Here is a 23,037-nt window from a genome sequence, read left to right on the forward strand (position 1 = left end):
CCCATGGCTCTACGGCGGCGCGCGCGCTCCAGTGTCGACTACTGGCCCGGTTTCGTCGACGCCATGGCCACGCTCCTGCTTGTCTTTACGTTTCTTCTGTCGATCTACGCCGTGGCGCAATTCATCCTCACACAGCAGATCCGGGGTCAGGACGATGTGCTGGTTCGGCTCAACAGCCAGATCAGCGAATTGACCCGCCTTCTGGCGCTGGAACGGGCATCGAGTTCCGACAGTGACCAGGAACTGGCGGCTCTTCGCGCAAGCCTGGCGAGTGCGGAGTCCGATAGAAGCCGCTTGCAGGCCTTGTTGAACGAAGGCGCCGGCAACGATGAGAAAGCGGCCGTGAGAATCGATGACCTCTCGAGCGATCTAAACGAACAACAGGCCATCTCGGAGCGGGCGCTCAGCCAGGTCGAAATCCTCAACCAGCAGATTTTCGCTCTGCGCCGACAGATCGCAGCGCTAGAGGATGCGCTGGAAGCTTCGGAAGCCAAGGAGCGCGAGTCCAGTACGCGGATTGCCGATCTTGGCCAGCGGCTGAACGTGGCGCTCGCCCGCCGCGTTCAGGAACTGAACCGTTACCGGTCCGACTTCTTCGGACGACTGCGCGAAATTCTGGAAAACCGGGAGGGCATTTCCGTTGTTGGAGACCGTTTCGTCTTTCAGTCCGAAGTGCTGTTTTCATCCGGCTCCGAAGACCTGAACCCGGCCGGGCAGGACGAGATGAACAAGCTGGCGCAGGCGGTGAACGAACTACGTCAGGAAATCCCGGACGAGCTGGACTGGATTCTTCGTGTCGACGGGCACACCGACAATGTTCCTCTTTCCGGCACCGGCCGCATCCGGGACAATTGGGAGCTTTCTGCACAGCGCGCCATTGCAGTCGTCAAATACCTGGTCGATCAGGGTGTCCCAGCCGATCGCCTTGCCGCAACCGGCTTTGCCGACAATCAGCCTCTGGCGGATGGCGACGATGACGAGTCGCGGCGTCGAAACCGCCGTATCGAACTGAAGCTCACCACCCGCTGACGGCGGATCAAACTCCAACGACACGAGTCGGGGTCTGCGCGGTATCGAACTGAAGGGCCGCCAGTCGCGAATAGAGACCGTCGCGCTTGGTAAGCGTGCCGTGGGTGCCCTCTTCCACCACGCGTCCGTCTTCCATCACCAGAATACGGTCTGCTTTCAGGATTGTCGCGAGGCGATGGGCGATCACGATGGTGGTCCGCCCTTCCATCAGGGTTTCCAAGGCCGCCTGCACAGCGTTTTCGCTTTCCGCGTCCAGAGCGCTGGTCGCCTCGTCCAGCAGGAGAACCGGCGCATCACGCAGAATCGCACGCGCGATCGCGATCCTTTGCTTTTGACCGCCGGACAGGGTCACACCGCGCTCGCCTACCGGCGTATCGAGACCTTCCGGCATTGCAGCGATAAAGTCCGTCGCATTGGCGGCCTCCGCCGCGGCGGCGATAGCGGCATCGTCCGCATCTGGCCGTCCAAAGCGGATATTGTCGGCGACAGAGGCTGCGAAGATGGTCGGGTCTTGGGGCACCACGGCCAGAGCGCCGCGCAGATCGGAAGGTTCAACGGTTTCGATTGGCACGCCATCCAGTTTCACGTGACCCGACTGCGGATCGTAATAGCGCAGAAGCAGGCCGAAGATCGTGCTTTTACCGGCTCCGCTCGGACCCACAATGGCAACGGTTTCACCCGGCTCAACCGTGAAGTTCATACTATGCAGCGCCGGTAGGTCGGGCCGCGCCGGATAAGAAAAGGACACGTCTTCGAAAACGATGCGGCCATCGATCGTCGCGGGAAGCTTCGATGGCTTTTCCGGCGCGACGATGCCGGGCGTCTCGTCCAGAAGTTCGACCAGCCGCTCCGCCGCCCCGGCGGCCTGCGACAATTCTCCCCACACCTCTGAAAGAGAGCCGAGCGCGCCCGCAGCGAACACGGAGTAGAGCAGAAACTGGCTGAGCGTGCCGGGACTCATCTGCCCGTTCATCACATCGCGCGCACCGAACCAGAGCACCGCAACGATAGACGTGAAAATCACGAAAATCGCTACGAATGTCAGAAGCGCTCTCGCCTTGATCGATGCGCGCGCTGCCTGGAATGCGGTTTCCACTGCGCCGGCGAAATAGCGGCGCACGGCAGGTTCCCCATTATAGGCCTGCAGCGTCCGGATGGCGCCAATCTGCTCGGCCGCAAAGGCAGTGGCCTCCGCGAGCGTATCCTGTGCCGCACGGCTGCGCCTACGCACACTGCGGCCGAAACCGACGAGGGTAAGCACGATGATCGGTATGACCGCCAGAACCATCGCAGAGAGTTTGGGGCTGGTGACCACCATCATGGCGATCGCGCCGATCACCAGAAGGCTGTTCCGCAAGGCGACGGATGTGGTTGCCCCGACCGCGCTCTTGATCTGCGTCGTATCGGCTGTCAGCCGCGAAACGATCTCGCCGCTCTGATTGAGGTCGAAAAATCCCGGAGACAACCGCGTGACGTGGGAAAAAACAGCCTCGCGCAGATCGGCAACCACCCGCTCGCCCAAAGTGATAACGAAATAGTATCGGCCCGCCGACGCGACCGCCAAAAGCCCGGCCATCACGATCAGCATGCCGAAATAGGCGCCGATCAGGCCACTATTGGCGTCGTCGAACCCGTGATCGATCATGCGTCGAACAGCGACGGGAATGGCGAGCGTCGTCAGTGCAGCCAGCGACAGAAAGATCAGCGCGCCGACGACCTTTCCGGGATAGCGCTTGACAAAAGGCAGCAGCGCCTTCAGCGGCGCCAGATTACGGCGGCGCTTTTCTTCCGTTAAAGTTGCCTGCGCCATGATCGTTCCCTTTCGAGCCGCAAGCTGCCGCTACGGCCTTGCCCCAAAATCCCGGCTCCTGTATAGGCACGCGAAACGCGCGGGCCAAGGGCGACCAATAGCCAGCCCGCCTTTAGCGGAACAATTTATGGCAGGGCCGTTCCGGAGTATCGTCGAGGCGGCTCCGATCCTGTCGAAACGTAGGAATGAAGAGCGCGACAATGAAGGCCGATATCCATCCCGATTACCACACCATTACCGTGAACCTCACCGACGGATCGAGCTATCAGACCCGTTCGACCTGGGGTAGTGAAGGTGACACGTTGAATCTCGACATCGATCCTCGCACGCATCCGGCCTGGACGGGCGGTCAGCAGAACCTCGTCGACCGTGGCGGCCGCGTATCACGCTTCAAGAACAGATTCGGCAATCTGGGCATCTGATTGCCGATTGCTTCTCTGCCACTGGGCAGGATCGGAATGCAAAAACCCCCGCCGCGACGTTCGCGGCGGGGGTTTCGTTTATCCTGTCATCAGCATAGCTGGCTGGTTCAGATTTTTCGCTCGAACGTGATATCGCTCGTCACACGTTCCTTGCCGTTCTGCTTGTCGGAAACGATCTGGCGGAAGCTGTCAGGACCGGTGCGGATGAGTTTCATAGTGGCAATGCGGTCGCCCATCACGACTTTCGGCCAGTGCATCGTCAGCGACATGGTGTCCGGTGCAGTCAATTGACCTTCGAGACGGGTAGGCCCTTCCTTCAAGGCCAGATAAGTACCATCGATCTTACCGCCGTCTTTCGGATTGAGCTGAATGCCGATGGCGCGTTTGAGAAAGAGCGCCCCGCACTCACCTTCAAGCGAGACGTCCGTCTGCTTCCGATCGATCGAGAAATCGCAAGAGACCGAAAGTTCCTTGCCGAGACGATCGAGATAGGTATCGCCCTTACCTGACCACTTGCCTTCCAGACGCGAGAAAAGATCGGTCGGGCCACTCCCCTGCGGCTCGTCAGCAGATTGGGCGGCTTTGAGATGTTTCGCTACGGCATTGGACGACGTTGTCTTTCCCGTAAAGGACGACAGCATCAGTTCCTTACCGCGCTCCGACCCGGCGGCAGCCAGCCGCTCGCGCTCGTCCTGCTGCGCTTCCTGCACCGCAATGTAATTATCCGGCGGACGGTCGATCATCTTTTCCTCGAGCCCGTCCAGCGCAAATGCGGGCGTCGCAAGTGGCGCGGAAAGCAATGCCGCGCAGACAGTCAGGCGGGTTAAGGTGAGCATTGTTGAAGAACTCGGGTTGAATTATCAGGATGATTTTGAAGACTATTGCAGAGTTTCAAGCCGAAATTATGACAGCCACAGGAAAGCTTCGCTAGAAGCGGCGGCAAATTGGTGCTAACTGTCGGAAATCACTCTATTCATAGCCAACCGAGCGTCATGAGCGAACAGGCCCAACGCATTATCGAACGCTTCCAATTGCTGCCTCATCCCGAAGGTGGGTGGTACCGCGAGACCTGGCGCGGACCAGATGGCGCGGAGGGACGGTCCGTAGGTACCGCCATCCTCTTTCTGCTCGAATCGGACCAGAAGAGCCACTGGCACAGAGTGGATGCCGCTGAACTTTGGCTCTGGCATGCGGGCGGGCCGCTGGAACTGCGTGTCCTTGCCGAAGGCGAAGATACGCCGGCAGCGTTTCGGCTAGGCCCTGAATTGCTCGATGGCGACCTGCCCCATGCCCTGGTCCCCGCCAATGCCTGGCAGGCTGCCCGACCACTAGGCGGATGGGTCCTCGTAAGTTGCACGGTTTCGCCAGGCTTCGACTTTTCCGGCTTCGAACTGGCCGAACCCGGTTGGGAACCGGTCGCGTAAGCTCCAAACGGCGTCAGTCGCGATCAGCGTGACCGAGATCGCGGTCGGGATCGATGATATCCCGCACACGCTGCTTCAATTCCTTGGCTTCCGGGAACCGCTCTTCGGCAGCACGGTCCCATACGCGCCGATTATCGACATCGACGGTAAAGACGCCGCCGGTCGCATCCGGGATCAGCGCGATTTCGCCGATTTCCGTCGCGAAGGTCGACAACAATTCGCTGCCGAGCCAACCGGCGCGCAGCAGCCAGTTACATCGCGTGCAATAGGTGATTGCGATCCGCGGCCCGCGACCGGCCTGCCTATCGGCCGATGCGTCAAGGTCCTGTCCTACAGGGGCGTCGGGTGTCGCGATCATGATGCCGTGTCCTCGTTCGGATAGGGATTTACGGGCACGATAAACTGCCCGTAAGCGATCAGGCGGAAAGCTTTGCCAGCGTCTCGTCGTCCACTTCGAAATTGGCGTAGACATTCTGCACATCGTCGTCCTCATCGAGGCGATCGACCATTTTGAGAACGCTTTCGGCCTTTTCCTCGTCCACCGGCGTGGTCGTTTGCGGCTTCCAGATAGCCTTGACGCTCTCAGCCTCGCCGAGATTGCCCTCGAGCGCTCCGGACACATCGCCGATATCCTCGAAAGCGCAGTAGATCGTGTGGCCATTCTCGTCGGACTGAACATCTTCGGCGCCGGCTTCGATAGCGGCTTCCATCACCGCCTCGGCATCGCCTGCTTCCGGCTTGTATACGATCTCGCCCACACGCTCGAACATGAAAGCGACCGATCCGGTCTCGCCCATCGCGCCACCGCTCTTGGTGAAAGCGGTGCGCACATTAGAAGCCGTCCGGTTACGATTGTCGGTCAGCGCTTCGACGATGAAGGCGACGCCGCCAGGGCCGTAGCCCTCATAGCGCACTTCTTCATAATTCTCGCTATCGCCACCCGACGCCTTGTTGATCGCGCGCTGGATATTGTCTTTCGGCATCGACTGCGCCTTGGCGTTGTTCACGGCCAGGCGAAGGCGTGGATTCATATCGGGGTCGGGTGTGCCCATCTTGGCGGCGACGGTAATTTCACGCGCCAGCTTGGAAAACATCTTGGAACGCGCAGCATCCTGCCGGCCCTTGCGATGCATGATGTTCTTGAATTGCGAATGACCTGCCATCGCGTGTCTCCCGTCTCTGCTCTGGGGACGTTTCAGCACCACATTCATTCGGCGCGTCTGGCTGCCGGTGGTCGTCCCGCGAAAATCTCTGGATCGGGCGCGCTTATAGTGCATTTGCTTCGGAGACGAAACCATGGAATTGATACCGAAATGACCGATGACCACGTGACGTTGCCGCCCCTCCCGCTCCACGGGAGCTGCCAGTGCGGGCAAATTCGCTACGCTATCAGCGAAACGCCCCTCACCTTCTATCTGTGCCATTGCACCAACTGCCAGCACCAATCCTCTTCGATCGCCGGCGCATCTCTTTTGATCCGGCGCGCAGCCCTGACTGTCAAGGGCGAGCCCGCAATCGCGAGGTGGCGCGCCGATAGCGGAGCCGAAAAATCCGGCGCTTTCTGTCCATCCTGTGGTGTCCGGCTGTTTCACGGCAGCCTCGACAGCGAACCGGACGGACGCATCACGATTAAGGCCGGAACACTGGACGACACGTCATGGCTACGTCCCGCCGGCCATATCTGGATGTCGAGCGCCATCCGCGGCCTGCGTTTTCCGGAAGACGATCTTGTCTATGAGGGTCAGCCGCCGGACTACGAAAAGCTGAAGGCGCGATGGGCTCGAATGCTGGACCTCGAAAGCGCCGGGAACGGACAGCGAAGATGACAATTCGGAAAGGTTGAACGCCGAGCGTTGCGCCTTACCCGGCGGTATGGTGGTCTTGCCCATCGGCACATGGAAGGACGCACGATGCTGAAAGTCCTTATACCACCCGCTCTCGTCCTGTTCGCAAGCATTTGTCTCACGTCAGGGTCGGCCCGCGCGGCCTCACCGCTCCAACCGATGGACCCCGCGGCGCAGAACCAGGCGGCGAGCCGCTGTATGCTCATCGCACAGGATTTGCAGAAAGAGGCGCTTCCGGTCCGGCTGGCGCGTGCGATAACCAACATTGTAGATGCCGAGCGCCATTGGATCACCTATGAGCCGCCAACAGTGCGCATTCGCTATGCCGGCCATTCCACCTTCGTCATCGAAACACCGCAGGGGCTGCGGATCGCGACCGATTTTTCCGGATCGTTCGGCTCACGTCCTCTCCCTGACATTGTCACGATGAACCATGCGCACATAACACATTGGACGCCCGTTCCGGATCCGGAAATCGCTCACGTTCTTCGCGGCTGGTCGGATGGGAGCGGCGAGCCGGCCCGGCATTGGCTTGCAACCGGCGATGCGCTCATCCGCAATGTGCCGACGGACATTCGCCGGGGCGACGGCATGGAAGTCGCCGGCAATTCCATCTTCATTTTCGAGGTGGCCGATCTGTGCATCGGACACCTGGGCCATCTTCATCATCCGCTGACCGATGCACATCACGCCGCAATCGGACGCCTCGACATCGTGATGGTGCCGGTCGACGGTGGCTTGACGCTTTCCACAGGCGCCATGGCTGAACTGGTTGAACGACTGCAGGCGCGGATCGTTTTGCCGATGCATCGCCGCTTCTCGCCCATCGAGGACTTTTTGACGCGCGTGCGCGGCAATTTCGACGTGCGTTTCGAAACTGAAGACAGCATCGACGTGTCCATCAGAACGCTGCCGAAAACCCCGACAATTATCGTTCTCAAAGGCGTCTGACGAGACAAGCCCTTCGGAAGCTGTCGCCTTTAGTGGATCGAAGCACCCGGACTATTCGCTTCGCTCGCCGCTTTGTCCTTCATCCGCTTGCGCCGCGCCAGCATGTTGAGGCCTTCGACCAGCGCCGAGAAGCCCATCGCCGCGTAAATGTAGCCTTTCGGCACATGAAAGCCGAAACCGTCGGCAATCAGCGTCATGCCGATCATCAGCAGGAAGCCGAGAGCCAGCATGACGACCGTCGGGTTGGCCGCGATGAAGCGCGACAGCGGATCGGCTGCGATCAGCATCACAGCCACCGCAACGATCACGGCAATGAACATGATGGCCAGAACATCCGTCATGCCGACGGCGGTAATGATGGAGTCGATGGAGAAAACGAGGTCGAGCACCAGAATCTGGGCGATCGCGCTGCCGACCGTCAGCGTTCCGACCTTGCCCATATTCTCTTTCGGATCGTCTGGATCGACGGTGTGATGAATTTCCTTCGTCGCTTTCCAGACCAGGAACAGACCACCCGCAATAAGAATGAGGTCGCGCCATGAGAAGCCGTGACCGAAAAGTGTGAAAAGCGGTTCGGTCAATTGCACGATGAACGAGATCGTCGCCAATAGGGCCAACCGAAGAATGAGCGCTGCGCCGATGCCGATGCGCCTTGCATTGGTCTGCTTATCGGCGGGCAGCTTGTTGGTCAGGATCGAGATGAAGATCAGATTGTCAATGCCGAGAACGATCTCCAGCACGACCAGCGTAACGAGCGCGGCAATCCCTTCCGGCGTACCGATATAGGCGAAGGATTCGATGATGGCGTCCATAATGCTTCCATTGGTCGTGAGCGATCGGCAAATGCGCTATCTAAGCCAACATCTTGCCGGCTCAAGCGTTTCTCACCAGAAATCCGGAACCGCCTCACCCAGTAGCGGGCCAAGTCGCAACGGCGCGACCTTCTCGGCAAGCCCCGTCCGGTCGGAAATTTCGACACAGAGCCCGCAGACCGTGGCCGGACCGCTGGCAGCCTCCATCCGTCTCTTTGGCACTTTGGAAAGAAAGCGGTTAAGCGGCTCTTCCTTGTCCATGCCTAGCGAGGAATCGTAATCGCCGCACATCCCGGCATCGGTTTGGTAGGCCGTGCCGCCCGGCAGGATCATATGATCGGCTGTCGGGCAATGCGTGTGCGTACCGACCACGACGGAAGCCTTGCCATCCAGAAAATGGCCGAAACAGACCTTCTCACTCGTCGCTTCGGCGTGAAAATCGAAGATCGCGGCGTCGCAGACATCGCCAAGCGGAGCATCGGCGAGAATGGACTCGGTCGCATGAAACGGATCGTCCAGTTCGGGGTGCATGAACACCCGGCCCATCAGATTGGCAACCAGAACGCGCGCGCCATTCTTGGCTTCATAGAGGCCACTGCCGCGCCCGGCTGTTCCCTTGGGATAGTTGGCAGGGCGCAGAAACCGGTCTTCGCGCGGCGCAAAACTCAGCGCCTCACGCTGATCGAAAACATGATTGCCCGTGGTCATTACATCGGCGCCGGCGGCCAGCGTGTCGTGAAGGATTGCTTCGGTGACGCCGAATCCTCCCGCAGCGTTCTCGCCATTCACGACGACGAAATCGAGCGCATAGTCGGAGATCAGTCCCGGCAACCGTTCGAAGACCGCCGTCCGGCCCGTTCGGCCCACCATGTCGCCAAGAAAGAGAAAACGCATAAACCCTTCTAAGCGTGCGAATCGAAGCCGCGCAAGCCGTTTTCCGTTACAACCAGATCAAGCGGCACGTCGTGTCCTTCGGCCTCTATGGCGCCGCACTCCTGCCCAGCGAACGCCAGACCGATCAGCCGCGGGCTCAGACCCGCTTTGCGAAGACGGGCGATCGCACGATCGTAATGGCCGGCGCCATAACCCAGACGATTGCCGGCGGCATCGAAACCCGCCAACGGCATAAGTATGGTATCCGGCTTCAGTTCAGAAGCATCCGGCCCCGGCCCCACCGTTCCGAAACCGGTCTCGATGAGCGGTTCTCCCTTGATCATTTCACGAAAGACGATGGTCGTCCGGTCGATTACCGCCGGCAGGCAAAGCCGCGCGCCGCGCGCCATGAGTGCATGCATCAGCGGTCGAGGGTCGATCTCGGAACGGATCGGCATGTAACCGGCAACGATTTCGCCGTGATTTAAGTCGATCCCGCCGGCATGGGCGGCGATCGCGCTGGCGCATTCGATCCGGAATACCGGATCGAGACCGTCGCGCTTTTCCAGAGCTTCGGCTCGCAGCTGCGATTTATCGGATTGCTTCAAACGCCCGATCCAGTTGCCCTGCACGCTCGGCGACACGCAGCATGTTTCAGAAAAAGTGAGCGGACCACGGCGACCGGTGGCACGATCGATCCCGGGAACCTACAATGTAGGTGGGCGCCGTATATCCAAGCCCACGGGCCTGGTCAGGGACAGCTCCCTATGAGATCAATAAGGCCCCGGAAATGTGTTGGCCTGCCGAGAAGCGCAGTCCACTCATCCCCCTATATAGGCCTCTACCGATCCGACGAAAAGCCTGCCGAAAGGGCCAAATGACAGGTGCCAACGCTCCGTCCTTGTGAGAAAGGCTAGCGCCCCCTAATGTCCGCGCCGCCGAACTGCAGCAAAGGATATGCAAGTCAATGCGTTTCGAGGGAACCGAAAGCTACGTCGCCGATAAGGATCTGATGGTCGCCGTCAATGCCGCCATCGCGCTGGAGCGCCCGCTTCTCGTCAAGGGCGAGCCGGGCACCGGCAAGACGGAGCTGGCGCGGCAGGTTGCCGAGGCGCTGAATGTCCCCATGATCGAATGGAACGTCAAATCCACCACGCGCGCCCAACAGGGCCTTTACGAATACGATGCCGTTTCGCGCCTGCGCGACAGTCAGCTTGGCGATCCGCGTTTCGAAGACATTCGCAATTACATCAAAAAGGGCAAGCTCTGGCAGGCCTTTACCGCCGATCGGCGCGTGGTGCTTCTGATCGACGAGATCGACAAGGCCGACATCGAATTCCCGAACGATCTGTTGCAGGAACTCGATCGGATGGAGTTCTACGTCTACGAACTGGACGAGACGGTCCGTGCCAAGCATCGCCCGATCGTCATCATCACGTCCAACAATGAGAAGGAGTTGCCTGACGCATTCTTGCGCCGGTGCTTCTTCCACTACATCCGCTTTCCCGATCTCGATACGCTAACGAAGATCGTGGACGTACATTATCCCGGCATCAAACAGCGCCTCGTCGCTTCCGCCCTCACCCAGTTTTACGAACTGCGCGAGACGCCCGGCTTGAAAAAGAAGCCTTCCACGTCGGAAGCGCTGGACTGGATCCGGCTTCTCGTCGCCGACGACATATCGCCCGAGGATTTGCGCGGCGACGCCAAGAACGCTTTGCCGCGGCTTCACGGCGCGCTTCTGAAGAACGAACAGGACGTGCATCTTCTGGAGCGCATGGCCTTTCTGGCGCGTCAACAGGCGCGATGACATATCCAACCGGCGATTAGGACGCCTGCCGCATAAACGCCGCAGCCCTGCGCTGCCCAGTATTGACGCTGTCGGTAAGGGTGCCTATTCTTTCGCCCGTGGTGATTTGGCCGGCCGGCTTGCAGCCACGTTAAACAACTCGCTAAAATGGCCGTTACGGATATTCCATAAAACGGTCATCGATGGATAGCGGGTTGGCGATCCAACCGGCCCGGCCTGTTTTGGAGTATACGCCATGCCGATCCGAATCCCCGATGCGCTGCCCGCCCGTGAAGTCCTCGTCAAAGAGGGCGTACAGATCATGGACGAGAGCGTTGCGGTCCGACAGGATATTCGCCCCCTACAGATCGGCCTTCTCAATCTCATGCCCAACAAGATCGAGACGGAAACGCAAATCGCCCGGCTGATCGGCTCTACACCGCTACAGATCGAGCTGAGCCTCGTGCGGGTCGGCAGTCATCAGGCGCGCAACACGGCCGAAGACCATCTCATCTCCTTCTATTCGACATGGGAGGAAGTCAAAGACCGCAAATTCGACGGCTTCATCATCACCGGAGCGCCGATTGAAACGCTTCCCTTCGAGGACGTGACTTACTGGCCGGAGCTTGAGCAGATTCTCGACTGGACGACAACGAACGTCCACTCTTCCTTTTTCATCTGCTGGGGAGCGATGGCCGCGGTTCAGCACTTTCACGGCGTCCCGAAACATGAATTGGCGGAGAAAGCTTTCGGCGTTTACCGCCATCGCAATCTTCAACCCTCGTCACCCTACCTCGCGGGATTTTCCGACGATTTTTCCATTTCGGTCTCCCGTTGGACCGAGGTGCGGCGCGACGATATCGACACGGCAAGCGGCCTGAAAATACTGATGGAGAGCGACGAGACGGGTCTCTGCCTATTGGCGGAGGATTTCGCCAACCGCCTCTACATCTTCAATCACATCGAATATGATCACGGCACGCTGGCGGCTGAGTATTTCCGTGACCGGGCAGCGGGCAAATCCATACAAATCCCCGCCAATTATTTTCCGAATGACGATCCTGAACGAAAGCCGATCAACCGCTGGCGGTCTCACGCTTTCCTGCTGTTTAATAACTGGATCAATCAGATGTATCAGACGACCGCATACGATCTGACGGAGATTGGCGAGGGGCGGCGCGACAGAAACCGTGCCGCCTAACGCATCGACAAGACGCTACGATATGGCGACCTTGTTTCTCCCTGACGATTTTGCGGCGTAAAGGGCGTCGTCGGCGCGATTGAGAATTGTATCGAAACTATCGTCATCAGGCCGGCGCTCGGCAACACCGATTGATGCTGTGATCTGCAAAGGGCCTTTCGCCGTCTTGATGGGTGAGGCAGCCAGTTTGCTGCGGAAGTTTTCGGCGATCCTGGCCGCAGCGTCGACATCGCATCCGGGCGCCAGAATAAGAAACTCCTCCCCGCCGATCCGCGCAAAAATTGCCGAATCCATGTTGGAAGTCGCCAGAAAACGGTGCCCACGCCCGGTGAAGCTTTTCAACACCTCGTCGCCCACCGCATGACCGTAGTCATCGTTCACGCCCTTGAAGTGGTCGATATCGATAAGCGCGATGGAAAAGGGTGAAGCTTCCCTGTCCGTTCGCTCCATATATAGACCCGCTTCGTAGAAGGCGTGGCGGCGATTATAAGCCCCGGTCAGTTCGTCGGTAATGGAGAGTTTGCGAAGCGAATTTTCCGCGCGCTTCTGGTCGGTGATGTCCTGCAGAAGAACCTGAACAACCGCCAGCCCCTTCCATGGCAACCGGCCCGTGATGACCCGCATGAGCCGTTCGCATCCATTCTTTGAGCGGACGATCACGGTCTCCTGCTCGATCGTTCGGCCAAGCGTTGCGAAAGCTTCGTCGAAAGCCAGCGAGTCGGTGTCCGGCGCCTGAAAATCCAGGAAGTGCTTTCCTATAAGGCTGCCGCGCTCTTCTCCGAGAAGATCGCACGCTCCGGCATTGGCGTAGAGTATCGCATGCTTTGAATGGATGAGCACGCCCAGCGGCATCGCATCGAGCATGATGCCGAGGCGATCTTCCGTATCGACCAGCGACGCACGCGTGATGTCCGCCGTCGCCGAGCCTTGCTCGTCACAATCAAAAAGTTCAAACATATCGTCACTGCCCTCTGGCGTTGACCTTAGGTCACGACTCTTACGATTCGATTACCCGTAATTGAATTTACCCATTTGAAACGACGGGAATTTCCCCCGTCCATAAAATGAAGAACCGCCCTATCAGATGTTCATTCCGTTTTTTCTCGAATTGAAGGCAGCTGCAATTCCGGTTTCGCTACGCGAATATCTGACCTTGCTGGAAAGCTTGGACGCCGACTTGGTTCCCTATGACATCGAAGGTTTCTATTATCTCGCGCGGGCCGTTCTGGTGAAGGATGAACGCCATATCGATCGTTTCGACCGGGTATTCGGCCATTATTTCCGGGGCGTCGAGGCTGTCTCCGGCCAAACTGCCGATGATGCCTCTCCTGTCGACCTGCCAGAAGAATGGCTGCGCCGTCTGGCCGAAAAACACCTGACGGATGAAGAAAAGCAGCTTGTCGAGCGCCTCGGCGGTTTCGACAAATTGATGGAAACTCTGAAGCAGCGGCTCGAAGAGCAGAAGGGCCGCCATCAGGGCGGCAGCAAATGGATCGGCACCGCCGGCACATCGCCTTTCGGCGCTTATGGATACAATCCGGAAGGCGTCAGGATCGGTCAGAACGAGAGCCGCCACCGAAAGGCGGTTAAAGTCTGGGACAAGCGGGAATTTCGCGATCTCGATGGCGATGTCGAAATCGGAACGCGCAACATCAAAGTGGCGCTGAAACGTTTGCGCCGCTGGGTCCGGGAGGGCGCCGACGAGGAATTCGACCTGGACGGCACCGTTCGCTCGACCGCCGAGCACGGCTATCTCGATGTGAAGACCCGACCCGAAAGACGAAATGCGGTCAAGCTACTGATGTTCTTCGATGCCGGCGGTTCGATGGACGATCACGTCCGGGTGGTGGAAGAGCTTTTTTCGGCAGCGAAATCGGAGTTTCGTCAGCTCGAATATTTCTACTTTCATAACTGCCTCTATGAGCGCGTCTGGCAGGAGAACCGTCGCCGTCACGACCGGACGATCCCGACCCACGATGTTCTTCATAAATACGGGCCGGATTATAAGGTCGTATTTGTCGGGGATGCTGCCATGAGCCCCTATGAGATCGCCTATCCGGGCGGGTCCGTGGAGCACTGGAATGCCGAGCCCGGCGCGCTCTGGATGCAGCGCGTCACCGCCAAATGGAAGAACGCCATCTGGATCAATCCGGTCGAACCGGCGCAGTGGAAGTGGACGCAGTCGACCGCGATGATCCGCGATTTGATGGAGGGGCGGATGTATCCGCTGACCCTGAAGGGGCTGGAAGATGCGACGAAGGAACTGTCTCGCCGTCACTAGGCGGGAAGTATTCGCCTTGACGCGGGGTTAGCCGACTCCAGATCTTCGTTCAGAACCGCCGCGTGGCGCGGCGGTGAAACGAGGAGATCGGTCATGGCAACCAATACGGGCGAAGGCCATCGCATCGGCACGGTCAAAGACCGCACGCAGATTAAGGATGCGGGCGGCCACTGGAACAAGCGCGACCGGACGAGCGGCGAATTCATGGACAGAAAGGCGGACGACGAGCCCTTCAAAGGCGTCGCCAAAGAGCCTGACGGTCGCCAGGACGACTAGGCGTCGATCGATCTGAGCTGGAGCCGGCAGGATCGCTTCAGCTCCAGTCCAGCCTCAAATATCACGCAGCCATGCGCCGGCATTCCTCCATGCATTCGGCGCAGGCTTCGACGCATTGTCGGCAGTGGTCGAGATCGTGCCGGCGGCACTCTTCCATGCAGGCTTCGCAGATCGCGGCGCAGGATGCGCAAAGAGCAATACCGCTTCGCGAATCGGTGGCGCACGCCCGCGCGCAGTCGGCGCATATCAGCATGCAGTCGCGGCAGGCGCGTATACAGGCCTCCATACCCGGCTTTGCAATAGATTGGTCAAGACAATAAGCGCAGGCCATCATGCAACGGGTGCAGGCGCTTGCGCGGTTAATATGGTCAAACGTCAAATCAATAGCGTTCACAAGGGCCTCCTCGTTGGCTCAAGAACGCGCTCCTGCTACGCCACGACCGTGACAGGAGATTGACATTAGTTTGTCCTAAAAAATATTGTTTATTAACAGGATGCGCGCCGCAGTCAGCGCATGCCGAGAGCTTCCTTATAAAGATCTATCATCGCCTCGGCCTCCTGCCGTTCCGCCTCCTCCTGCTTGCGGAGGCGAATAATGGTTCGCATGGCCTTCGTGTCGAATCCGCTACCCTTGGCCTCGGCGAAAACATCCTTGATATCGTCTGCGATCGTCTTTTTCTCTTCCTCAAGACGCTCGATACGCTCGATAAAGGCCCGGAGCTGGCCTGAGGCCACGGTTTCGCTGGTCGGCGAATCGCTATGTTCTGCCAAGAGTGTTTCTCCGTCGCTACGAAATGATCCCGCGTCGCTCGTGCCAGAGCACGGACGGCCCGGTCAACAGGAAAGGTCCGTCAGGATAGGTCGAAATGCGAGGATCGGGGATAAACAGCTTCGGTCGGTCAGTCAGCCCCATGCGAATGGCTTGTCCTGAAAGCGTCACGCTGCTCCGCGGTCGCTTCAGTCTGATGTTTCTCTTTCCATTCATCATAAGGGATGCCGTAAATGCGCTCGCGGCTTTCTTCCTTCGAAAGATCGATATTCCGTTCCTCCGCCGCTTCGCGATACCAGTTCGACAGGCAATTGCGGCAGAAACCCGCCAGATTCATCATATCGATGTTCTGCACATCGGTACGCTGCTGCAAATGCGAGACGAGGCGACGAAATGCGGCAGCCTCCAGGTTTCGCTGCTGCTCTTCGTTAAGTTCGTGATCCATATGCGCCTCCAAGCGACGGCAGGCGGAACATTGAAGACCGGGCTGCCCACATGCCAGACCATATCGCCACGACCCCGGCAGCCGTCAAGGAACGGTGAGCGCCACCTTGGCAATCAGGCGATGCCATCCGATAAGATTGGACGCCACCCCATCCGGAATGAATTGCAATGACTATCCCCTTCGCTGATATCGCCATCGATGCCGACGTCGCCACACAAGAAGAAGCTCACGAAATTCGTATGCGCCGGCTCGCTTTCGCGCTTGCCTATCCCTTCTCTCATCCGGATCGAAGCTACATCTATCTCGGCGACTATGGCGCCGCGCCCCTGCCGGATCGAACTGAAGAGTGGCTGAAAGCAAAAGGCGCTCCCGCCCGAATGCGCCGGGCGATCGAGGCCCTGTCGGCCTTCGATTTTTCAAGCGCGACAGCCGTGCTGGCCGCCGGCTCCAACGCCGCGCCTCTGCAACTGACCCGTAAATACATGATCCATGAAGATCATTTGAGTTCGATCGTCATCCCCTGCCTGCGTGTACGGGTTTCCGATCATATCGCCTGCTACACCCGGCAGATGGCGCCTTATGGCTCGATCCCGACCATGATCGTGCGCCATGAGGGAGCGGCATCGCTGTTCTACGTCAACATCCTCGATCCCCATATGCTCGACCGTCTCAACCACACCGAAGGGCTCGGCACGCATTACGGGCTGACTGAACTCGGCCACATCGAGGCAAGCGGATTTGCACCGATAGAAGGCATGCCGGTCTACGGCTATCAGGGCCTGTCTGGACCATTCCCCTACAGGCTCGACACCACTCCTGCCTTCGATTGCGATATGCCGGCGATCGGCCAGCGGGGGATACAGGAAAGAATCATCGACGGGCTCGGTCTCGATGTCAGTGTGGAAAGGTTCGTTCTTCGCAATATTTACGAGCCGGACCACCGAGCGGAAATCGTCGAGCGCCTCCGCGATCTGGAAATTTGATGGAACAGGCGAACCATGGGTCTTAAGCGCATAAGCCGCGTTGACAGATGCGCGGCGATTGCGGAAAAACAGCCGGGTTTGGTTCGTAAAGCCGCGATGCTCGCGGCTTGGGGGTTGGTTTGAAGCGCATCGCAGGTACGGTCTCCGCCGCTCTCTTCCTTGCGCTCGCCGCCATGTTTGCCGGCACGATCTCCGCCAAAGCGGACTTCCGGGTCTGCAACGCCACCCAGAGCCTGGTTGGCGTCTCCATCGGCCTGCGCGGCTCGTCTGGCTGGATCACGGAAGGCTGGTATCACATTGAACCGGCCAACTGCAAAACGCTGATTGACGGCCCGCTAACCTCCCGATTTTATTATCTTTACGCTGAAGACGCGCAGCGCGGCGGCCGTTGGGACGGTCCGATCAATATGTGCGTCGCCGACCGCGAGTTCAAAATCGTCGGAATCAATGACTGCTATGCAAGGGGCTATCAGCGCGTAGGATTTCAGGAGCACGACACCGGCGAGCAGATAAACTGGATGGTGCAGTTAACCGACGAGCCGCAACCAGAAGCTCCCGCCGCCACGCCGCCGCAAACGGAATCGGGGAGCGCTGTCGAAGACGGCGTTGAAACGACCCCGGCAGCGCCGATCCAGACACCCGAATCGCCTGAGACAAACGCTTCGCCCGTTGACGACCAAACATCGGACGACGCACGCTCTTCTCCCGATCAGGAAAATTCTGGCACTGCCGGTGACACCGGCTCCGAGAGCACGGATTCTGCAACCGATGCATCCGATCCAGCCGTCGATGATTCGACCGGTACGGATAACCTGGAAGAAGCAGACGGAGTCGGTAGCTCCGACAGCCCCGATAGCGCCGCGCAGTAACACACGCCGGCATCTTTCCGTCCTGTCGCGCTTGCAGTGTTACAAACTTCGTCTTACGCAGGGTAGCACCATAAACCGATTTAGGCATTGGAAATCCCGAATATGAGACGCAGCCGCAAGGTCAAGATTCTCGCCACGCTTGGCCCATCTTCGAACACGGAAGAAACCATCCTCCAACTCTTCGAGGCAGGTGCGGATGTCTTCCGCATCAATATGAGCCATGCCAGCCATGACATGATGCGCCGGCAGGTCGAGAGGATTCGTTCGGTTGAGAGGAGCGTCGGGCGTCCCATAGGCATCCTGGCCGACCTGCAGGGCCCAAAGCTGCGCGTCGGCACTTTTGCCGAAGGCAAGGTTGAACTGGAAGAGGGCCAGATCTTTACGCTGGACGACGATCCGACCCCCGGCGACGCCAACCGCGTCTATCTGCCGCATCCGGAAATTCTGGAAGCCGTGGAGGCCGGCCATCGCCTGCTGATCAACGATGGCAAACTGCAGTTGATCGCCGAGAAAAGCGACAAGAGGTCGATCACCTGCAAGGTCGTGGCCGGCACTTTGATCTCCGACAAAAAAGGTGTCTCGCTACCCGACACGGAACTGGCGGTCGGCGCGTTGACCGATAAGGACAGGGCCGATCTGAAAGCCGCTATTGCCGCCGAGGTCGACTGGATCGCCATGTCTTTCGTCCAGCGGCCGGAGGACCTCATCGAATGCCGCGAATTGTCGGAAGGCAAAGCTTACATTCTCTCGAAGATCGAAAAACCGCAGGCGCTCAACCGCATTGACGAGATTATCGAACTGTCCGACGCGATTATGGTGGCGCGCGGCGATCTTGGCGTCGAAATGCCCATTCAGTCGGTGCCCGGCATCCAGAAACGCCTGACCCGCCTTTGCCGCGCCGCAGGCAAACCGGTGGTCGTCGCAACGCAGATGCTTGAAAGCATGATCTCCGATCCGATGCCGACGCGCGCTGAGGTGTCGGATGTGGCTCATGCTGTTTTCGAAGGGGCCGATGCCGTCATGCTGTCGGCGGAAAGCGCGGCCGGCGATTACCCGGTCGAAGCAGTAACGATGATGAACGATATTGCCGAGACGGTCGAGCGCGAGCCGACTTATGCCGGCATCATTACCGGTCAGCGCGCCGAACCGAAACAGACCACCGCAGATGCCGTATCTCTGGCCGCGCGGCAGATGGCCGAAACGCTCGACGTCGCATCCATCGTGACCTACACCGACTCCGGCGCGACAGGCATGCGCACGGCGCGAGAACGGCCACTGGTGCCGATTATCAGCCTTTCGCCGAGGATCGAGACCGCTCGGCGGCTTTCTCTCGTCTGGGGCTGCCACTGCGTCGTCACCGAAGATGCGAACGATCTGGACGATATGGTGCTGCGCGCCAGCCGGATTGCCGAGGCTGAAGAATTCGCCAAGCCGGGCGATCGCATCATCATCGTCGCGGGTGTGCCGCTGCGCACACGCGGCAGCACCAATATGCTCCGTGTCGCCCGGATTGGCGGTGAACGCTACCGCGACCTGCCGGAATCGGACGATTGACAGATTACGACGCGCCGGTCTTTGCTTTGCGCTGAACAGCGCAAGGAAGGGCCGGACGCGTCATGATCGACCTATCCAACTATCTCGCATTCGTTGCGGCGAGTTGCCTCATTCTTATCATTCCGGGGCCGACGATAACCTTGATCGTCGCGCGCGCGGCCTCTCACGGGCGCATGACGCTGGCCCCGGCTGTCGCCGGCGTCGCGCTGGGTGATCTGCTCGCGGCATCCATTTCGCTTGCCGGCGTCGGTGTTTTACTGGCAGCATCCGCCACGCTGTTTGAGATCGTTCGCTATGCGGGCGCGGCCTGGCTGATCGTGCTATCGATTCGTCTATGGCGGTCGGGATCGTCCAATTCTGGTCCGGCGGCGCATCCAAAAGCGTTATCGCCCCGCCGTCTCTTTACCGAAACGTTCTTTGTCACCCTCCTCAACCCGAAGGGCATTCTTTTCTTTGTGGCGTTTGTTCCGCTGTTCATCTCGGAAAATCTGCCGTTCCTGCCACAGGCTGTGGTGCTTGTGCTGACCTTCGTTCTGCTTGGCATCGTCAACGCCGCGCTTTACGGCATGTTGGCGGGATGGGCGCATGAAGCGGTCCGCAGCCCGGCCTTCAAGCGGGGTCTGAACCGTTTCGGCGCAGTGGCGCTCGCCGGCTCGGCTGCGATGGCGATAGCCACCCGTAGACCCTAATCAGGAGGCTATGTGAGGGTCGGGCGAGCAGCTTCGGCGGCAGCCAGAAGATCGCCAGCATCTCCCGGTTTTTCCAAGACGCATTCCGCGCCGTGCCGGTCGCCAGCAATCGCAGCCTCTATTCGCGCAACCTCTCGGCCCAGGGGTCCAACTCCTTTGACGGACTGGCCGCTCACATGCGCGATTGCGGCCACAACCGCGTGCGTCGCGACGTAATCGGTCTTGTGGCCGCAATTGCGAATGACCGATAGCGTGGCATTGGGTAGGTCATGTGCACAGCCTACCGAGTGGATATGCTCATAGACGACTGTATCGCTGTCGCCCGTCAGGATCACAGTCGGACAACCGACCGACGGATATCGGTCCCGCGTTGCCGTGACATGGTCGAAAAGCCCTTCGACATCGATGGCATTGGCGCGAAAATGGCGCGGACGAAACGCCAGCACCGTAGCTGCTTTTTTCGCGTAATTTTTCGGCGGTCTGTTCGGCGCGAAAACGCAGGCAATACCACCGCGGAGCCGAAGCAGCCCGCCGGGCATCGCAAGTGTCCACGCGAACAGGCGGCCGAGCAGCGGCCGTGCGGCAAGACGATAATACCAGCTGGTTGCAGCACCCGGCCAGGGATGGGTCGCCGGAGACAGCAGCACGAGGCCTTGAACACGCTCTGGATGGTACATGGCGAGGTTAAGCGCCACGGCGCCACCGAAGGAATGGCCGACTACGATGACGCCGTTCGGCGAGATTCGCGCAATCAGTGCGGCAATGGCGCGCGCCTGCCCATCGGGGCGGTCATGCCCGTGTCCACGTCCGCTATACCCATGCCCCGGCCGGTCGATGAAAATCATTGGAAAATGGCCGCGAAAGGACTCCATCGCGCTCATCTGATCGAGCAAATTGCCGGTCGCGCCATGAATGAAAAGAGCTGTTGCCCTGTCCGCGCCGTCTCCTTCGCCGGGCCAGAAAACATAATGCAGATCGATGCCATCGAGTGTCTCAACCGTGCCGGCGGGCGGATGCATCCGCTCGATCATCATCGATCCGGCGAGCGAGGTCGCGGCGAGCAGAAGAGGCAAACCAACTACGAATCCCGTCAGGATCAACAAGAAGAAACCCATCAAGACTGCCCGGCTACCTTAAAGCGTCTGGTTTTCGACGGACTTTCGCAGCCGCTCGGTCTGTTTCTTTGCTGCTTCCAAAGTGGGGAATATTTCGAGAGCCCTTTCGTAGATCGCCAGTGCGGCGCTGTCCCGACCGGCCTGTTGCAGTATGGCCGCCATGCCGGTCAGCGCACCGAAATGGCGCGGCTCCAGCGCGAGAACCCTCTCAATATCGACCATGGATTTTTCCATATTGCCTTGCAGGAAGTGCACCGTCGCCCGCAGATTCCATGCTTCCGGATAATCGGGAGCGAGCACAATGCTTTCGCCGATCAGGTCGAACGCGACGTCGTTGCGATTGGCGCGCATTGCCTTTCGGGCTTCTTCCATAAGTCGGTCGACCGTGGCGCTGCCGGATTCATTCCATTTCATCTGGATCGCATTGGCGACGCGCTTGCCGATAACCGCGTTAGGGGCTTTGGCCAATGTCTCGAACAGATCGTTCAGTTCCTTCTGCCGCCGCTCTTCGCCGTAAAGAAGGGGCGGTAGGAGATCATCGTCCTCCGCACCCGTATCCGCATCCGGAGGGATTGAGTCGGATCCCTCATCGAAAGCATCGCCGAATGGATCGCGCTGTTCTTCCGCTTCGTAGAACTGCACCGTCCGGGCATACGTATCACTGGCCGCTGCGCTAGCGGGCATAAGGACCAGTCCGAGGAAAAACAAAAACCGCATGAGAGCCAGATTAGGGCTCTCATGCGGTTTCGACAATCTCATCCGCAAAAGGAGGGCGGCCAAGCGCCCGAACGTCAGCCCTGACGGGCCTTGAAGCGGGGATTGGACTTGTTGATGATGTAGACACGGCCTTTGCGACGCACGAGACGATTCTCGCGATGCCGGGTTTTCAGGCTCTTCAGCGAATTCTTGATCTTCATGGGTTCGATCCCGGTTCGTCTGTCGAGGCAGCGGCCTTGGCCAGCGCCTCTCTCGTCAAAGGAAACGGCGCGCCCAGCGGGCACGCCGAAAAAGATGTGGCTCCATAGGCTGTAAAAGCAGTCTCTGTCAAGGATCGTGGATGCAGTTGCAAGTCGCGTTGCATAGCACGCCTCGCCGCGTTATATGCGAGCCATTCCCATTCACCGGTGGCATCGACCACCGCCCGCGCTTCGGGACGCGGGCGAAGGAAGGATTATTCTCATGGCTCAACAGCTTCTTATGCCGAAAGCGACGGCTGTCTGGCTGGTCGACAACACGGCGCTGTCCTTCGATCAGATCGCTCATTTCTGCAAGCTGCACCCACTCGAGGTCAAGGCAATCGCGGACGGCGAGTCGGCGCAGGGCATCAAGGGTCTCGATCCTGTCAGCAACGGCCAGCTCTCTCGTGAGGAGATCGAGAAAGCCGAGGGCGACAAGAACCATCGCATGAAGCTGTCCGATCCGAAGGTCCGGGTGCCTGAAGCCAAACGCAAGGGGCCGCGCTATACGCCCGTCTCGCGTCGCCAGGACCGGCCGAATGCCATCCTCTGGATGGTGAAGAATCATCCGGAACTGAAGGACGGGCAGATTTGCCGGCTCGTCGGCACGACCAAGAGCACGATCGAAACAATTCGTAACCGCGAACACTGGAATCAGGCCAATCTGGTGCCGATGGACCCTGTTACGCTCGGCATGTGCTCCCAGATCGATCTCGATTTCGAAGTATCCAAGGCATCCAAGGACAAGCCGGTGGTCGAGGAATCGAACGACACCACGCTTCTTCCGGCTTCCGCGACTGAAAATCTGACCGAAAACACAGCCGTCTTCGGTTCTCAAAAAGCAGCAGAGAACGAGGGCGACGAAGAGGAACTCGACGCCGACAAGGTCTTCGCCAAGTTGTCCTCGCTGAAAAGCAGCAAATCGGACGAGCAGGACAACTAATC

General features: G+C 59.2%; 26 protein-coding genes, 1 other RNA gene, 1 pseudogene and 1 riboswitch. Of the genes and pseudogenes, 14 read left to right on the top strand and 14 right to left on the bottom strand.

Annotation, left to right across the window (positions count from 1 at the left end):
• Positions 1-3 precede the first annotated feature (3 nt).
• A complete protein-coding gene (locus tag NIM86_RS11990; RefSeq protein WP_253382432.1) occupies positions 4-1,029 on the top strand; it encodes a peptidoglycan -binding protein in 1,026 nt (341 codons plus the stop codon).
• 7 nt (positions 1,030-1,036) lie between these two features.
• On the opposite strand, the gene NIM86_RS11995 is transcribed toward NIM86_RS11990, so the two are convergent.
• On the bottom strand, positions 1,037-2,839 hold the full coding sequence (locus tag NIM86_RS11995; RefSeq protein ID WP_253382434.1) for an ABC transporter transmembrane domain-containing protein: 1,803 nt from the start codon (positions 2,837-2,839) through the stop codon (positions 1,037-1,039).
• Positions 2,840-3,039: 200 nt separating this feature from the next.
• Here NIM86_RS11995 and rpmE point away from each other — a divergent pair, with 200 nt between their 5' ends.
• Positions 3,040-3,261: a 50S ribosomal protein L31 gene (gene rpmE / locus NIM86_RS12000; protein ID WP_253382640.1), complete on the top strand. Its 222-nt coding sequence runs from the start codon at positions 3,040-3,042 to the stop codon at positions 3,259-3,261.
• A gap of 107 nt (positions 3,262-3,368) precedes the next feature.
• On the opposite strand, the gene NIM86_RS12005 is transcribed toward rpmE, so the two are convergent.
• Complete coding sequence (locus NIM86_RS12005) at positions 3,369-4,097, bottom strand: hypothetical protein (protein ID WP_253382436.1); 729 nt, start codon at positions 4,095-4,097, stop codon at positions 3,369-3,371.
• Positions 4,098-4,253: 156 nt separating this feature from the next.
• On the opposite strand from NIM86_RS12005, the gene NIM86_RS12010 reads away from it, so the two are divergent.
• Entirely contained in the window at positions 4,254-4,685 is a 432-nt protein-coding gene (locus NIM86_RS12010; protein ID WP_253382437.1) for a cupin domain-containing protein, read from the top strand.
• A 13-nt stretch (positions 4,686-4,698) separates the two neighbouring features.
• Here NIM86_RS12010 and NIM86_RS12015 read toward each other — a convergent pair whose 3' ends face one another.
• Together NIM86_RS12015 and NIM86_RS12020 are read right to left on the bottom strand one after the other, a co-directional pair.
• Entirely contained in the window at positions 4,699-5,043 is a 345-nt protein-coding gene (locus NIM86_RS12015) for a SelT/SelW/SelH family protein (protein ID WP_253382439.1), read from the bottom strand.
• A 58-nt stretch (positions 5,044-5,101) separates the two neighbouring features.
• Positions 5,102-5,848: a YebC/PmpR family DNA-binding transcriptional regulator gene (locus NIM86_RS12020; protein WP_253382441.1), complete on the bottom strand. Its 747-nt coding sequence runs from the start codon at positions 5,846-5,848 to the stop codon at positions 5,102-5,104.
• Positions 5,849-5,998: 150 nt separating this feature from the next.
• On the opposite strand from NIM86_RS12020, the gene NIM86_RS12025 reads away from it, so the two are divergent.
• Both NIM86_RS12025 and NIM86_RS12030 read left to right on the top strand, forming a co-directional pair.
• Positions 5,999-6,511: a GFA family protein gene (locus tag NIM86_RS12025; protein ID WP_253382443.1), complete on the top strand. Its 513-nt coding sequence runs from the start codon at positions 5,999-6,001 to the stop codon at positions 6,509-6,511.
• A 99-nt stretch (positions 6,512-6,610) separates the two neighbouring features.
• Positions 6,611-7,480, top strand: coding sequence for an MBL fold metallo-hydrolase (locus NIM86_RS12030; RefSeq protein WP_371872891.1), 870 nt, complete (start codon positions 6,611-6,613; stop codon positions 7,478-7,480).
• 29 nt (positions 7,481-7,509) lie between these two features.
• Here the strand turns inward: NIM86_RS12030 and NIM86_RS12035 are convergent, their stop codons facing one another.
• From NIM86_RS12035 to ssrS, 4 genes are all read right to left on the bottom strand, one after another.
• The gene (locus NIM86_RS12035) at positions 7,510-8,292 is read right to left on the bottom strand and encodes a TerC family protein (protein WP_253382446.1); all 783 of its coding nucleotides are present in this window, start codon (positions 8,290-8,292) and stop codon (positions 7,510-7,512) included.
• Between the two features lie 72 nt (positions 8,293-8,364).
• On the bottom strand, positions 8,365-9,186 hold the full coding sequence (locus NIM86_RS12040) for a YmdB family metallophosphoesterase (protein ID WP_253382448.1): 822 nt from the start codon (positions 9,184-9,186) through the stop codon (positions 8,365-8,367).
• Positions 9,187-9,194: 8 nt separating this feature from the next.
• Positions 9,195-9,773, bottom strand: coding sequence for a 5-formyltetrahydrofolate cyclo-ligase (locus NIM86_RS12045; protein WP_253382450.1), 579 nt, complete (start codon positions 9,771-9,773; stop codon positions 9,195-9,197).
• 57 nt (positions 9,774-9,830) lie between these two features.
• Positions 9,831-9,987: non-coding RNA, 6S RNA (ssrS, locus tag NIM86_RS12050), on the bottom strand.
• 145 nt (positions 9,988-10,132) lie between these two features.
• On the opposite strand from ssrS, the gene NIM86_RS12055 reads away from it, so the two are divergent.
• Together NIM86_RS12055 and metA are read left to right on the top strand one after the other, a co-directional pair.
• Positions 10,133-10,975 (top strand): MoxR family ATPase, encoded by an 843-nt coding sequence (locus NIM86_RS12055; protein ID WP_253382452.1) that lies wholly within the window; start codon positions 10,133-10,135, stop codon positions 10,973-10,975.
• Between the two features lie 88 nt (positions 10,976-11,063).
• Positions 11,064-11,142, top strand: a riboswitch (SAM riboswitch).
• Positions 11,143-11,210: 68 nt separating this feature from the next.
• Positions 11,211-12,155: a homoserine O-succinyltransferase gene (gene metA / locus NIM86_RS12060; protein WP_253382454.1), complete on the top strand. Its 945-nt coding sequence runs from the start codon at positions 11,211-11,213 to the stop codon at positions 12,153-12,155.
• Between the two features lie 15 nt (positions 12,156-12,170).
• Here metA and NIM86_RS12065 read toward each other — a convergent pair whose 3' ends face one another.
• Positions 12,171-13,112: a sensor domain-containing diguanylate cyclase gene (locus NIM86_RS12065; RefSeq protein WP_253382456.1), complete on the bottom strand. Its 942-nt coding sequence runs from the start codon at positions 13,110-13,112 to the stop codon at positions 12,171-12,173.
• A gap of 127 nt (positions 13,113-13,239) precedes the next feature.
• On the opposite strand from NIM86_RS12065, the gene NIM86_RS12070 reads away from it, so the two are divergent.
• A complete protein-coding gene (locus NIM86_RS12070) occupies positions 13,240-14,436 on the top strand; it encodes a VWA domain-containing protein (RefSeq protein WP_253382458.1) in 1,197 nt (398 codons plus the stop codon).
• A 93-nt stretch (positions 14,437-14,529) separates the two neighbouring features.
• Positions 14,530-14,712 carry a hypothetical protein gene (locus tag NIM86_RS12075; RefSeq protein ID WP_253382460.1) on the top strand — a complete coding sequence of 61 codons (183 nt, stop codon included), beginning with the start codon at positions 14,530-14,532 and terminating at the stop codon, positions 14,710-14,712.
• Between the two features lie 507 nt (positions 14,713-15,219).
• On the opposite strand, the gene NIM86_RS12080 is transcribed toward NIM86_RS12075, so the two are convergent.
• Positions 15,220-15,483 carry a DUF2312 domain-containing protein gene (locus NIM86_RS12080; protein WP_253382461.1) on the bottom strand — a complete coding sequence of 88 codons (264 nt, stop codon included), beginning with the start codon at positions 15,481-15,483 and terminating at the stop codon, positions 15,220-15,222.
• A 128-nt stretch (positions 15,484-15,611) separates the two neighbouring features.
• Entirely contained in the window at positions 15,612-15,926 is a 315-nt protein-coding gene (locus NIM86_RS12085; RefSeq protein ID WP_253382463.1) for a DUF1244 domain-containing protein, read from the bottom strand.
• A 167-nt stretch (positions 15,927-16,093) separates the two neighbouring features.
• Here NIM86_RS12085 and NIM86_RS12090 point away from each other — a divergent pair, with 167 nt between their 5' ends.
• The 4 genes and pseudogenes from NIM86_RS12090 to NIM86_RS12105 all read left to right on the top strand — a co-directional run bounded on the left by NIM86_RS12090 (position 16,094) and on the right by NIM86_RS12105 (position 20,021).
• Positions 16,094-16,909: a hypothetical protein gene (locus NIM86_RS12090; RefSeq protein ID WP_253382465.1), complete on the top strand. Its 816-nt coding sequence runs from the start codon at positions 16,094-16,096 to the stop codon at positions 16,907-16,909.
• A 173-nt stretch (positions 16,910-17,082) separates the two neighbouring features.
• Positions 17,083-17,475 (top strand): annotated as a pseudogene (locus NIM86_RS12095) (DUF1036 domain-containing protein); the annotation flags it as partial.
• A 405-nt stretch (positions 17,476-17,880) separates the two neighbouring features.
• Positions 17,881-19,332, top strand: coding sequence for a pyruvate kinase (gene pyk, locus NIM86_RS12100; protein WP_253382467.1), 1,452 nt, complete (start codon positions 17,881-17,883; stop codon positions 19,330-19,332).
• 62 nt (positions 19,333-19,394) lie between these two features.
• Positions 19,395-20,021, top strand: a complete 627-nt coding sequence (locus NIM86_RS12105) for a LysE family translocator (RefSeq protein WP_253382469.1) — start codon at positions 19,395-19,397, stop codon at positions 20,019-20,021.
• An 8-nt stretch (positions 20,022-20,029) separates the two neighbouring features.
• Here NIM86_RS12105 and NIM86_RS12110 read toward each other — a convergent pair whose 3' ends face one another.
• The 3 genes from NIM86_RS12110 to ykgO form a co-directional block, all read right to left on the bottom strand.
• Positions 20,030-21,136 (bottom strand): alpha/beta fold hydrolase, encoded by a 1,107-nt coding sequence (locus tag NIM86_RS12110; protein WP_253382471.1) that lies wholly within the window; start codon positions 21,134-21,136, stop codon positions 20,030-20,032.
• Positions 21,137-21,154: 18 nt separating this feature from the next.
• Entirely contained in the window at positions 21,155-21,820 is a 666-nt protein-coding gene (locus NIM86_RS12115) for a tetratricopeptide repeat protein (RefSeq protein ID WP_253382473.1), read from the bottom strand.
• Positions 21,821-21,927: 107 nt separating this feature from the next.
• Complete coding sequence (ykgO, locus tag NIM86_RS12120) at positions 21,928-22,053, bottom strand: type B 50S ribosomal protein L36 (RefSeq protein ID WP_012709334.1); 126 nt, start codon at positions 22,051-22,053, stop codon at positions 21,928-21,930.
• Positions 22,054-22,315: 262 nt separating this feature from the next.
• Between ykgO and NIM86_RS12125 the strand changes: the two genes are divergently transcribed.
• Positions 22,316-23,035 (top strand): DUF1013 domain-containing protein, encoded by a 720-nt coding sequence (locus tag NIM86_RS12125; RefSeq protein ID WP_253382474.1) that lies wholly within the window; start codon positions 22,316-22,318, stop codon positions 23,033-23,035.
• Positions 23,036-23,037 lie beyond the last annotated feature (2 nt).

Source organism: Notoacmeibacter sp. MSK16QG-6 (assembly GCF_024158145.1).
GTDB lineage: Bacteria > Pseudomonadota > Alphaproteobacteria > Rhizobiales > Rhizobiaceae > Notoacmeibacter.

Coding starts and splice junctions, on each gene's coding strand:
- NIM86_RS11990 (WP_253382432.1), top strand. CDS start 4: ATGGCTCTACGGCGGCGCGCGCGCTCCAGTGTCGACTACTGGCCCGGT.
- NIM86_RS11995 (WP_253382434.1), bottom strand. CDS start 2,839: ATGGCGCAGGCAACTTTAACGGAAGAAAAGCGCCGCCGTAATCTGGCG.
- rpmE (WP_253382640.1), top strand. CDS start 3,040: ATGAAGGCCGATATCCATCCCGATTACCACACCATTACCGTGAACCTC.
- NIM86_RS12005 (WP_253382436.1), bottom strand. CDS start 4,097: ATGCTCACCTTAACCCGCCTGACTGTCTGCGCGGCATTGCTTTCCGCG.
- NIM86_RS12010 (WP_253382437.1), top strand. CDS start 4,254: ATGAGCGAACAGGCCCAACGCATTATCGAACGCTTCCAATTGCTGCCT.
- NIM86_RS12015 (WP_253382439.1), bottom strand. CDS start 5,043: ATGATCGCGACACCCGACGCCCCTGTAGGACAGGACCTTGACGCATCG.
- NIM86_RS12020 (WP_253382441.1), bottom strand. CDS start 5,848: ATGGCAGGTCATTCGCAATTCAAGAACATCATGCATCGCAAGGGCCGG.
- NIM86_RS12025 (WP_253382443.1), top strand. CDS start 5,999: ATGACCGATGACCACGTGACGTTGCCGCCCCTCCCGCTCCACGGGAGC.
- NIM86_RS12035 (WP_253382446.1), bottom strand. CDS start 8,292: ATGGACGCCATCATCGAATCCTTCGCCTATATCGGTACGCCGGAAGGG.
- NIM86_RS12040 (WP_253382448.1), bottom strand. CDS start 9,186: ATGCGTTTTCTCTTTCTTGGCGACATGGTGGGCCGAACGGGCCGGACG.
- NIM86_RS12055 (WP_253382452.1), top strand. CDS start 10,133: ATGCGTTTCGAGGGAACCGAAAGCTACGTCGCCGATAAGGATCTGATG.
- metA (WP_253382454.1), top strand. CDS start 11,211: ATGCCGATCCGAATCCCCGATGCGCTGCCCGCCCGTGAAGTCCTCGTC.
- NIM86_RS12065 (WP_253382456.1), bottom strand. CDS start 13,112: ATGTTTGAACTTTTTGATTGTGACGAGCAAGGCTCGGCGACGGCGGAC.
- NIM86_RS12070 (WP_253382458.1), top strand. CDS start 13,240: ATGTTCATTCCGTTTTTTCTCGAATTGAAGGCAGCTGCAATTCCGGTT.
- NIM86_RS12075 (WP_253382460.1), top strand. CDS start 14,530: ATGGCAACCAATACGGGCGAAGGCCATCGCATCGGCACGGTCAAAGAC.
- NIM86_RS12085 (WP_253382463.1), bottom strand. CDS start 15,926: ATGGATCACGAACTTAACGAAGAGCAGCAGCGAAACCTGGAGGCTGCC.
- NIM86_RS12090 (WP_253382465.1), top strand. CDS start 16,094: ATGACTATCCCCTTCGCTGATATCGCCATCGATGCCGACGTCGCCACA.
- pyk (WP_253382467.1), top strand. CDS start 17,881: ATGAGACGCAGCCGCAAGGTCAAGATTCTCGCCACGCTTGGCCCATCT.
- NIM86_RS12105 (WP_253382469.1), top strand. CDS start 19,395: ATGATCGACCTATCCAACTATCTCGCATTCGTTGCGGCGAGTTGCCTC.
- NIM86_RS12110 (WP_253382471.1), bottom strand. CDS start 21,136: ATGGGTTTCTTCTTGTTGATCCTGACGGGATTCGTAGTTGGTTTGCCT.
- NIM86_RS12115 (WP_253382473.1), bottom strand. CDS start 21,820: ATGCCCGCTAGCGCAGCGGCCAGTGATACGTATGCCCGGACGGTGCAG.
- ykgO (WP_012709334.1), bottom strand. CDS start 22,053: ATGAAGATCAAGAATTCGCTGAAGAGCCTGAAAACCCGGCATCGCGAG.
- NIM86_RS12125 (WP_253382474.1), top strand. CDS start 22,316: ATGGCTCAACAGCTTCTTATGCCGAAAGCGACGGCTGTCTGGCTGGTC.